Annotated in this window: 5 protein-coding genes; 4 read left to right on the top strand and 1 reads right to left on the bottom strand. The window is 44.3% G+C overall.

Annotated elements, in window-relative coordinates; genetic code table 11:
• Nucleotides 1-9 precede the first annotated feature (9 nt).
• Entirely contained in the window at nucleotides 10-1,632 is a 1,623-nt protein-coding gene (locus JMW94_RS03660) for a hypothetical protein (protein ID WP_201601409.1), read from the top strand.
• A 161-nt stretch (nucleotides 1,633-1,793) separates the two neighbouring features.
• Here JMW94_RS03660 and JMW94_RS03655 read toward each other — a convergent pair whose 3' ends face one another.
• Nucleotides 1,794-2,330: a Spy/CpxP family protein refolding chaperone gene (locus JMW94_RS03655; protein WP_045455519.1), complete on the bottom strand. Its 537-nt coding sequence runs from the start codon at nucleotides 2,328-2,330 to the stop codon at nucleotides 1,794-1,796.
• A 267-nt stretch (nucleotides 2,331-2,597) separates the two neighbouring features.
• On the opposite strand from JMW94_RS03655, the gene JMW94_RS03650 reads away from it, so the two are divergent.
• The 3 genes from JMW94_RS03650 (at nucleotide 2,598) to JMW94_RS03640 (ending at nucleotide 11,476) form a co-directional block, all read left to right on the top strand.
• The gene (locus tag JMW94_RS03650; protein ID WP_201601406.1) at nucleotides 2,598-3,296 is read left to right on the top strand and encodes a response regulator transcription factor; all 699 of its coding nucleotides are present in this window, start codon (nucleotides 2,598-2,600) and stop codon (nucleotides 3,294-3,296) included.
• 14 nt (nucleotides 3,297-3,310) lie between these two features.
• On the top strand, nucleotides 3,311-4,969 hold the full coding sequence (locus tag JMW94_RS03645; protein ID WP_227685404.1) for a sensor histidine kinase: 1,659 nt from the start codon (nucleotides 3,311-3,313) through the stop codon (nucleotides 4,967-4,969).
• A gap of 417 nt (nucleotides 4,970-5,386) precedes the next feature.
• Nucleotides 5,387-11,476, top strand: a complete 6,090-nt coding sequence (locus JMW94_RS03640) for a YadA-like family protein (RefSeq protein WP_201601400.1) — start codon at nucleotides 5,387-5,389, stop codon at nucleotides 11,474-11,476.
• The last annotated feature ends 263 nt before the right edge of the window (nucleotides 11,477-11,739 follow it).

The raw sequence follows: 11,739 nt of genomic DNA, 5'->3' as shown, positions 1-11,739 counted from the left end.
GGATAAAAAATGAAAAAAGCACATCAAATCATTGCAAGTCATCTTCCGTCAGCGAGCCTTGCGTCAGTTCTTAAGGGCAATCGCCTATTCGCTGGCGCGTTGGTCACAGGAGCACTATTGTTAACGGGCTGCCAATCTACCAGTCTTGACCAATCCAATGCTATGACTGCTAAGCAAACGCCAGTGGCAGCAAAGACAGCGTTGGCGACGGCGTTACAGAAACAGCGCCGACAGTCCTTTAGCTATCATAGCAATCTTGAAATTAGTAACGAGCAGCAGTTTAGCGATACAAATATTGAAATAGATGCTAAAGCGCCAGTCGCCTCAGGCTATATCGATGAATACTGCGAAGACACGCACGATCAAGCGTATGCCGCCTTAATTACCCAAGAAGAAGCGCAAAATAAAGATATTTTAGCGGCAGATTATGATGCTCAGCGAACGGTGCTCAAAGACCGCTATCTTGAGTGTACGGATGCCTATGAGGCATGGGTAGAGAGTAAATATGATAGTGAAATCACTGTGCCAGCGCTTTACCAACAGTTATTTGACAATTACGACGACCGAGCAACAGCGCAAGATATCAAAAAAGCAAAGTTGCTAGATGCTTATGTGCTAAAGCCGCTGTCTATCAATGCACAAGGCGTCTATCAGCCAATGGCTGGCAAGGCGACGATGTTGGCGAGCGTGCAGTATCAAACACGTAATCATCAAAGCAGCATGAATCAGCCGATTTATCTGGATCTCAAAAACGGTAATATTTATCTGTGGGCAGATAATTTTGCGATGTTTAATTCAGAACTATTAGACGATAAGCTCGGCACAAAGTGGCGCAACAAGTGGTTAAAGCTAGCCATTGATGATGGCAGCTTACCCAAAGGCTTTGGTAGTGAGTTGATAAAAAGCCACTTTGCCGCGTTAGATGCCACATTTGATGCCGCACCGATTAGCCAGTTTGATTATGTCGCCCCTAATACGCTAGCCTCGCTCTCTCCCAAGCTACCCGCGCATCAGCTACCAGCCATGCTGGCAAGTAACCAAGTCATTCGCCGTGTACAAAGTGCTGAGAGTTATGAGCAGTTTTATCAAGATTATATGCGTATCATCTACGAGCGGCTAAGTCAGCGATATCCAGAACTGGTTAAAGAAAGTGAGCCCTACGAGGCAAGCGACACAAATGCTAAGAAATTTACCAGTAAAGCGTTGGCGCAGCAAATGCTAGCAATGATAAAGAATGACATAGATAGTGGCTCTGAGACAATAGCGGAAACAACAGCCGAGAAAACACAAAGTGCAATGCTAGCTAATGCAGAGACGCAAGAGTTGTATGGGTTTGATAAGGGTGGTCAGCTTAAATGGCAGCACCTGCGTAGTGAGCTTCCGAGCGAAACTACTTCTAATAATATGGTCATAGATGTTTTGCAGCAGTATTCCGCTGTAAGCGCCAAAAACATGGCATTTCCCAATTTACCAAGTGATGTACAAGTGCCTAATGCCAGTAATAGTATTGATGTGCGCGAGTATGGCAGCGAGTTGATGCAGTATTATCGTGATGGCAATGGTACTGCGATGGGAAAAATGATGTTTAGTGTCATGCCAATGGCTAAAGAGAAGTTTGGAGCGATTGAATAATTCAGTACGGCGCCAGAAAGATCTTTAAAATGACAGGTTTATTTGAATCTAAATATCTGGAACCAAAAAGCGCACCGTTTATACGATGCGCTTTTTTATGTGTTCATAATCAGTCTTATAGGACATTCAGTATGAATGCAAAATAGCCTATTAATGACGAATTACATGCCTTGATGTGGTTTGCCATGCATTTTACCGTGCTCTGAGCCTTTATGACCTTTCGCTATTTTTTCAGCTTTTAATGTAGCAAGTTTTGCTCGTTGCTCAGCAGTCAATACTTGAGAGATAGCATGTTGAGTCTGTACTCGCTCAATGAAGCGCTGCTTGGTTTTAGCCGCTTGCTGATCAGCTAAGCGATTAACTGCGGCTGTATTTAGAGTGCTACTATTAGTCAATGCTTGCATCTGTTGCTGCATTTGCGCCCGTTCCAATTTGTTTTTTGTACGGTCAGCTTTACGATCGCCGTGTTGTGCTTGCATGATGGCTTTGATTTGCGCTTGTTGCGTTGCTGTTAGATCTAGTTGCGACATTGGACCTCTCATGCCGCCTTTTTTCATACCACCTTTTTTCATGCCATCTTTATGCTGCATTTTACTGGTCGTTGGTGTGGTATCAGTGGTTGCATTAACACTGGTACAAGCTGTTACGGTGAAAATGCTAGACATTGCTAATACTGAGCCCATTAATAATTTTTTCATCATCGTTACCTTAATTTATGGTGCATACGTTATTGGTTGCGAAAAAGTCAGTTTTTATCTGATCAGCTTATGAATGCTAAGTGTCCCGGATAGCCACTATCCATCACAGCTTGTTATCAGTATTTGTCGCTGATAGACGCTATATTACGACAGTTAGAGGTTACGAACATTTATGAAGTATTAAGAAAGGTAACGTTTATAGCGAATCGATAAGCAATTGACTGATAATATGGCTCATAAAGCGATTTAACGCTTAAGGAGAAAGATGTGCCAAACATACTACTAGGCGATGATGACGAAGAGTTGACCCAGTTATTACAAGAATACTTGCACAATCATGGGGTGACATGCGACTGCGTTCACGATGGTGAGGCTGTCATACAGAAACTCAAAACTGCGAGCAATAATGTGCTTAATGGTACTGCTGCTTACGACCTTTTAGTGCTAGATATTATGATGCCAAAAATCGATGGATTGAGTGTCTTGCGTCAATTGCCCAATATCAGTGATATCCCTGTCATTATGCTGACCGCAAAAGGGGAGGAGATTGATCGTATCATTGGGCTTGAACTTGGTGCTGATGATTATATTACCAAACCCTGCAATCCTAGAGAACTGCTGGCACGTATTAATGCCGTCATCAAACGTACTAGCGCAGCGACATCAGAGCATACGCCGCTACCAGAGAGCCGTTTGCATCTGGATCAAAACCAGCGGCTTTGTCAGATAGATGGCATAGAACTACAAGTGACGGGGACAGAATTTGATTTACTGGTTGCGCTACTGAAACAAAAAGGTGAGGTGGTGAGCAAAGCGTGGCTGTCAGAGCATGTTTTACAACGTGAATTACAACCCTTCGACCGTAGCCTTGATGTGCATGTCTCACGACTCCGCAAAAAACTCCAACCTTTTCATGATGAGCCGATCAAAGCGGTTCGTGGTAAAGGTTATCAGCTGGTATTGTAATGATGGACTCATCGATGAACGCTTCCAAGAAAGCTATTAACCATAAAATGCTTAAGCAAACACCAAAGTTTAAAGTGCGAATCACACTATTTTGGCGTTTGTTTCTAAGTCTATTATTAACAATTATAATCACCTCTATTTTATCGATCATGGTGGAGCGTTGGCTGGTTGAAAAAGCATTAACGGCTCGCATGAACGTACAAATTGATAGTTTATTGATTAAGCGTCAAGAAATGGTTGAGGCATTAAGAGCGGGTGATTTAAGTACAGTTAAGCAGATGTATCGTCAGGACCGTCAACTCATGAATCAGATAAGAGTTTACGATGAAGAAGGGGCGATTATATTTCCGCGTTATCGCAATAGAGATGAGCGTAGGCAAAAAGGTATGCAGGGTAGTCGGCGTGAAGTAGATCAACTATCAATACAACCCTCAATGCAATCAATGGCAGCTCAGCCCAATGTGGACAATAACAGGACTAATAGTCACGATAATAATAATAATAAAATGTCGAATGATAAGTCGTCATTCTTAAACCATATTCTGCAACCGATGATGCCAAATAGCGCTACGCTAGCTGATTTCGACAGTCGCCCTGAGCTGGCTGATGTGACGGTCGTCTTACCAGATGAGCAGTCTGTCATTATACAATTACGTCCGCATTTGCGTTTTGCTGATGTTATGGCGCTGCAACGTGGCAATTTTCCCATACGTTTGCTATTTATTCTCGTTTTTAGCGTCTTGGTTTGTATTTGGCTGAGCCGTACAATGACTCAGCGTATCCGCCGTGTACAAAATACCGTACACCGTATGATTGATGGCGATTATCAGACCCATCCAGACCTATCAAAAATGGGAGATGATGAGCTTGGTTTACTCGCGAAAGATGTGGCTAAACTATCAAAACGGTTGGCTGAGAGTGAGCTGGCACGCAAACAGATGCTCAGTGATATCTCGCACGAGCTACGATCGCCACTGGCACGTCTAGACGTTGCGACTGAGCTGACTCGCGACTTTGCACCGAATGCCAGTCGTTATCTCGACCGTATAGATAAAGAGTCGGCGCGGATGAATGAGTTGATTGAGCAAATCATTCATATTCAATCTCTACAAATGCAGCAATATACGATCGACAATATAGAAAACGAAGTGGTTGATATTTCTGACATCATCAGTGAAATTGGACAAGACGTTTGCTTTGAGTTTCAGCATAAAAACGTGCGTTGGCAATGGCAGCCGAGTCATGCATTGGTGGCAGACGCTTCATCTACCACTGATTCAACAACGCCTTGGACAGTGCTTGGCAATCAAGAACAGCTGCATAGTGCGCTTGAGAATGTCATTCGTAATGCTTTTATGCATACGGCCTCTGATTCAACAGTCATTGCTGACATTAAAAAAGTGGAGATGGAGGGCAATAAGCCTGCACTTCAAATCAGCATCACAGACGAGGGTGGTGGCATCGCGGATAATGACTTGGCGCGTATTTTTCAGCCCTTTGTACGGCTTGACTCGGCTCGCCATCGTGAAACGGGGGGTTATGGTTTGGGGCTGGCAATCGTTCATGCCGTGGTAATGGCACACAAGGGTCAGATTCATGTCTATAATCGCCAAGATGATATCCAAGGGCTGGTGATGCAAATAACATTGCCTGTTAACTCTGAAGGGGACTAAGAGCAGCATAAAGTGGCGAACACGCGCTTAAAACATCTCTAAAGTGTGTGTATAAGCGTGTGTTTTATTAAGTTTCAAAGCGGATTATTTCAAAAAAGTGGGAGCATTCAATATAAGCAAGGAGCAAAAAACATCTATATATTCATTTTTTGTTATATAATTGGATGAACGGTAATAAATGCCCGATGAGCGGCATTGTCTCTCTCTATATATTCGGTAATACTAATATATAGAGAGAGCGATTAGGGATTTTCAAGATAAAAAGTGTTAGTTGTTGGTTAACAAGATAAATAATGAACAAAAAACATTTAATCGTTATCCGCCGATAACGTGTTTTATTTTGTGATATCGACTCTCTGCAAGATGGATATTATCTCTGATTTTTAAATCTGACCAGTCTGTAAGGGAGTGCACACTATGAACCGCATCTATAAAGTAATATGGAATGAAGCCTTGAGCTGTTTTACCGCAGTTGGTGAATATGCAAAGGGGCGCGGCAAATCTTCCAAATCTAGCGTGAGCGCAAACGCGACCATCAATACGACTTCTAATCTTTCTTCTACCCAATTTTTCCGACTATCCACGATCGCCATAGGGATGCTGGCGGCTGGATTTACAATGTCACCGCAAGCTTTTGCACAAGTGAATGTCGGCGGTGGTACGGGATCTGGTACGGCAATTTCTTCTTGTAATACAAACAGTACTGAAGCGAATGCTGAAGGCAGCTATTCGGTTGCCATTGGCTGTGAAGCGGACGCTGGGCAAAACTTCAATCTGGTCGATAGAGGCAATCCGTCATTTACTTGGACGGGTGGTTCACAAAACAACTCTGGTAGTACCGCCATTGGCACTGGGACAGAAGCCGGTGACGTCGCTACTGCTCTAGGCACTCAAGCAAAAGCCATTGGTCGGTCATCTGTGGCAATTGGGGCGGCAGCGTATTCTAATGGAAATACCTCGTTAGCGCTTGGACGTCAATCGGCAGCGACTGCTGACTTTGCTCAGGCTATCGGTAATGTCTCCTCAGCAACGGGTCAAGGCTCTCTAGCTGTTGGTCATTCAGCACTTGCCTCAGGCAAACGTGGTATTGCGATTGGTTCAACTGATTTTGAAAATGCAGGTACAGTGGCTGATCAAGCAAATGTAGGTTATAGAGCGAATGGACAAACTCAAGCAGTTGGCAGTGATACGATTGCCTTTGGTAGTAATGCAAAAGCGACTGCTGATAACAGTCTTGCTTTTGGTGTCGGCTCTCGATCTAACGCAGTAAATGGCATCGCATTAGGTTCAAACTCTACTGCAAATCGTGCTGGTGGTGCCAGTGGTTTTGTGCCAGTAGGAGCAGATAGTTCAGTCATCCAAGCAACGGATAGCGTTACACTTGGCGCGGTCTCTGTAGGAACAGGAGCAGCGGGTGGCAACCGTCAGATTGTAAACGTCGCAGCAGGTAGCAGTGACAGTGATGCTGTCAATGTGGCTCAGCTAACGGGGCTGTCGAATACTGTCGCTAATAATAAAACCAAGTATTATAGCGTGGACTCAGCTGCTATCGGTAATGCTAATAACGACGGAGCGACAGGTTATAACGCCATGGCGCTGGGCGGAAATGCAAAAGCCACAGGCAGCCAAACCATTGCGATTGGCAGCTCAGAATTTGGGCAACAGACGATGGCAAGTGGTGAGCAATCGATTGCTATCGGTGCTAACGTCGTGTCTAGAGGGGCATCGTCTATCGCAATAGGCGGTGATGACCTAAATTTTGCATCGAAAACTAATATCGATGGTAGTCCGTTGTCACCATTAAATAGTGGCACAGTTAACGATGTTTTCAAATCCTACGTAGGTAAAGATTTGGTAGAAACCAATCAGTACAATGTTAATACCGAAGCTGGAGGTGCTGCGTCGATAGCCATTGGTGCAAAATCGCTGTCTAAAGGTGATCTGTCTACAGCCGTTGGTGTTCATTCCAATACCTCGGGAACGGCTTCTTCAGCGTTCGGTGTTGGTGCGTCAGCTAGCAAAGATGGTTCAGTCTCTTTAGGTGCAGGCTCTACAACAGCAACAAGTGCAAGCTCTGAAAAGACAATGACAGTTGGTGGCGTGGTATATGATATCGCCGGTAATGTCATTGATGATAAGGGCATGCTACGAGAGGGTGCGCAAGTATCCGTGGGCGTAGTAGGATCTGAGCGTCAGATCAAAAACGTCGCTGGTGGAGCTGTCACTGCGGCTAGTACAGATGCCGTGAATGGTAGTCAATTATATGCGACCAATGAAGCGGTCGGAAATAATACCACGACTATTAACAAAGGCTTTGCGCTAAAAGCCGCTGATGGTAATACAGTACAGAAACCATTGGGACAAGCCGTTGAGGTAGTTGGCTCTAACAGCAACATCGACACCCGAGTAAAAAATGGCAAAATCGAAGTCGAGCTCAATGACAACTTAAACCTAGGTACAACAGGCAGCGTTAGCACTGGCAACTTATTAAACGGCACAACGGTCAATGGTCTAGGTATTGTCACTGGCGGCGTGCTCACTGGCGTCACTACCGTTAGTGGTGCAGGTGTCACGGTAACGGGTGGAAACATATTTAACCCTACCAATGCCACGTTAACCAGCAATGGTCTGACCATTTTAAATGGTCCAAGCATCACCAAAAGCGGGGTCAATGCGGGTAATAAGAGAGTTATTAACGTTGATGATGGGGTTAACGCAAAAGATGCGGTGAATTTTAGTCAGCTAGAAACGACTAATACTAATGTTACGACCAATACTAACAACATCTCAACCAATACTACCAATATTGGCACCAACACTGACAATATTGCTAAAGGCATCAAGTTTAATGTGAATGATGCAAGTAGCGGCGGCACTCTCAAAAAAACCTTCACCTTGGGTGAAGAAATTAAGTTTGATACAGACAGCAATTTAACCACCACTGGCTTATCAACGGGTGATGGAATCAAACTTGGCTTAGCCAACAACTTAACAGGTCTGGATAGCGCAAGCTTTAATAGCGGCGTTAGTATCTCATCTACTGGTATCAACGCAGGTGATAAAGTCATCTCAGGCGTGGCTAGCGGTGGCACAACAGAAACCAATGCAGCAAACATCGGTGATTTGAATAGTGCCATTACTGGTGTATCCACCTCAGGCTTTGCGCTAAAAGCTGCTGATGGTAATACAGTACAGAAACCATTGGGACAAGCCGTTGAGGTAGTTGGCTCTAACAGCAACATCGACACCCGAGTAAAAAATGGCAAAATCGAAGTCGAGCTTAATGATAACTTAAACCTAGGTACAACAGGCAGCGTTAGCACTGGCAACTTATTAAACGGCACAACGGTCAATGGTCTAGGTATTCTCACTGGCGGCGTGCTCACTGGCGTCACTACCGTTAGTGGTGCAGGTGTCACGGTAACGGGTGGAAGCATATTTAACCCTACCAATGCCACGTTAACCAGCAATGGTCTGACCATTTTGAATGGTCCAAGCATCACCAAAAGCGGGGTCAATGCGGGTAATAAGAAGGTCGTCAATGTTTCTAATGGTACGGTCAGTCTAAATAGCAAAGACGCCATCAATGGTGGTCAGTTATTTAATACCAACCAACAAGTCACGTCCAATACTAACAACATCTCAACCAATACCACCAATATTGGTACCAATACTGACAATATTGCTAAAGGCATCAAGTTTAACGTGAATGATGCAAGTAGCGGCGGCACTCTCAAAAAAACCTTCGCCTTGGGTGAAGAAATTAAGTTTGATACAGACAGCAATTTAACCACCACTGGCTTATCAACAGGCGATGGAATTGCTCTCGGTCTGTCTCCAACTTTAACGGGCCTCACTAGTGCAGATTTTGGTGGTGTTAGTATCTCTACTACTGGTATCAATGCCAACGACACCCAGATCAAGGGAGTAAAAAGCGGTGGTAATACAGTAAGCAATGCGGCGAATATTGGTGATGTACAAATGGCAGCCGCAGGAGCGAGAACCAAAGTAGTTAAAGGTACGAATGTTGCCAGTGTTGACTTTTCAACCGATAGCGATACTGGACAGGATGTCTATACTGTCAATGCCAATGGCGCCAGTGTTTCTACTGCAGATGCTAATGCACTAACAGTTAGCACTAGTGTCAAAGATCCTGATACCAATATCACCGACTATCAAGTTGATCTAAGCGAAGGTAGTAAGGCAAGCTTGGTAAAAGCCGATAGTGCGATGCAAACGGTAGTGACACAAATCAATGGTGCTGATGTCAAGACTTTGGATAAAGACAATAATACAGCCAACTTTATTACTGGTGACAATATTGTCTTGACCGCTGACAATGGCGGTATCAAAGTTGCTACTGCTGCCGACTTAGTCTCAACCAGCTTGACCACAGGAACTACAGTCGTCAACGCTGATGGTGTCACATTTATGGGTGGGACTAATCAAACGGTCAGACTCAGTAATAGTGGGCTGGACAATGGTGGCAATCAAATTACCAATGTCGCTAACGGTACAATAGCCAGCGATGCCGTAAACTTTGGTCAACTACAAGCCACGACCACGACCATCGATAAAGGTTTTGATTTCGATGGTGACACGGGTACTACCGTTAATCGTCAGCTTGGTGACAAGCTGACAATCAAAGGTGGCGCGACCGTGGCAAGTGACTTGTCAAATGGCAACAACATTGGCGTCGTTGCTGACGGTACCAGCACATTGACCGTGAAACTTGCGAAAGATTTAACTGGTCTTAACAGCGCAAACTTTGGTAGCGGTGTCAGCATCTCAGCCAATGGTCTGAACAATGGTGGCAATAAAATTACTAACGTTGCAGAAGCGACCACAGGTAAGGATGCGGTAAACTTCGACCAATTGTCAGCAACCAATAGTCTCGTGGCTAAAGGCATCAAAATCGGTGATGGCAATAGTGCCAACGACCAGCAGTTTGCTTTAGGTGATACCATCAACGTCACTGGTGATAGCAACATTACGACGATGGCCTCGGCAACGGGTGTTCAGGTGAAACTGAATAACCAGTTGAATTTAGGCAATGAGGGTAGCATGCAGATTGGTAATAGCATTATGAATAGTAATGGCTTTACCTTTACCGATAATGGTCCCGGTAGAACGGTTAGACTGAGCAGTAGTGGTCTTGACAATGGTTTTAACAGAATCACCAATGTAGCTGCTGGTATTGCAGATACAGATGCGGCGACTGTCGGACAGTTGAACGCCACGACGTTTGCCCTTGATCAAGGTTGGGGACTAACGGCTCAGGGTGATGTTGCCACTATGATCAAACAAGGCAGCGCCATCGATTTGAACAGTACAGATGGTAATATTAAAGTATCTAGATCAGCGGACAATAATGTTAGCCCTGGCCTACTTGCTACTGCACCATTGGCAGGCGTCAATGACATTAGCTTCGATTTAAATCCAGACCTGAATTTAGATAGCGTAACGACGGGTGATACCATTATGAATAATAATGGGCTGACTATTACAGGTGGACCTAGTGTCACCAAAGCGGGTATCAATGCTGCTGACACTAAGATTACAAACGTTGTGAATGGCGATGTCTCTGAAGGCAGCAAAGATGCTATCAATGGTGGTCAGCTCTATGCACAAGGTAGTGGCATCAGTAGTATCATTGGCGGTGAGACAGTCTACAATCCTGTAGATGGTACCTTTACCAATAGTAATATTGGTGGTACTGGTCAAAATAGTATCGACGGTGCGATTGCTTCTATTAAGCAAGGAGAAGTCGTTATCAATAAAAACATCCAAGCCAACACTACCAATATCCAAACCAATACCACGAATATTGCCACGAATAAAACAAACATCGACACTAATACGACCAATATCAAAGTGAACAAGGATAAAATAGATGCGGGTCTCAATTTTGGTGCTGATAGCGGTGCTACCATCAACAAACCAGTAGGCGATGGCAGTGTCCTCACCTTCACAGGTGGTAATAACATCACCACAACAGCAGCAGGCAGTAGTATTAAGTTTGATCTAAACGGTGATATTAATATCGATAGCGTCAAAACTGGCAATACGACAATTAATAATAATGGCGTCAGCATTGTCGGTGGTCCTAGTATGACTGCAAGCGGTATCAACGCCGCTGGCAACAAGATCACTGATGTGGCTGATGGCATGGCACCCAGAGACGCTGTAAATATGGGTCAATTAGATGCTGTTAGTCAAAGACTTGGCAACAACATGAATGAGCTAGGTTATAAAATTGGTGAAGTCGAAGACGATGCAAATGCTGGTATCTCAGCCGCCATGGCAATGTCTTCACTACCGCAAGCTTACATCGCTGGTAAATCCTTAATCGGTGGCGGTATAGGAACGTACAATGGGGAAAGTGCAGTTGCTATTGGCTTCTCGAAGTTATCCAATGATGGTCGTTGGGTCATGAAGGTAAACGGCACCGCTGATACCCAAGGTAACGCTGGCGGCTCGATTGGTGCAGGCTTCCATTTTGATTAAAGCAATCAAGCCTACTATCAAGTAAAGTGATTTGTTAGTTATAAAAATTAGTCATAAAAAAGCAAGGCATCTGATGCCTTGCTTTTTTGCGACATGAGCATGAAGACGTTTTCAGCGTGATGATTTGGTAGTCACTATTTGGTAGTCACTATTTGGTAGTCACTATTTGGTAGTCACTATTTGGTAGTCACTATTTGGTAGTCACTATTTGGTAGTCACTATTTGGTAGTCACTATTTGGTAGTCACTATTTGGTAGTCACTA

This window comes from Psychrobacter immobilis (genome assembly GCF_904846185.1).
GTDB classification, from domain to species: domain Bacteria; phylum Pseudomonadota; class Gammaproteobacteria; order Pseudomonadales; family Moraxellaceae; genus Psychrobacter; species Psychrobacter immobilis_B.
The sequence above is the reverse complement of the archived record's forward strand: the minus strand, read 5'-3'. Positions and strand labels throughout refer to the sequence as shown.

What these genes read in the sequence shown, in the direction of transcription:
- JMW94_RS03660 (WP_201601409.1), top strand. Translation starts at nt 10, where the DNA reads ATGAAAAAAGCACATCAAATCATTGCAAGTCATCTTCCGTCAGCGAGC.
- JMW94_RS03655 (WP_045455519.1), bottom strand. Translation starts at nt 2,330, where the DNA reads ATGAAAAAATTATTAATGGGCTCAGTATTAGCAATGTCTAGCATTTTC.
- JMW94_RS03645 (WP_227685404.1), top strand. Translation starts at nt 3,311, where the DNA reads ATGAACGCTTCCAAGAAAGCTATTAACCATAAAATGCTTAAGCAAACA.
- JMW94_RS03640 (WP_201601400.1), top strand. Translation starts at nt 5,387, where the DNA reads ATGAACCGCATCTATAAAGTAATATGGAATGAAGCCTTGAGCTGTTTT.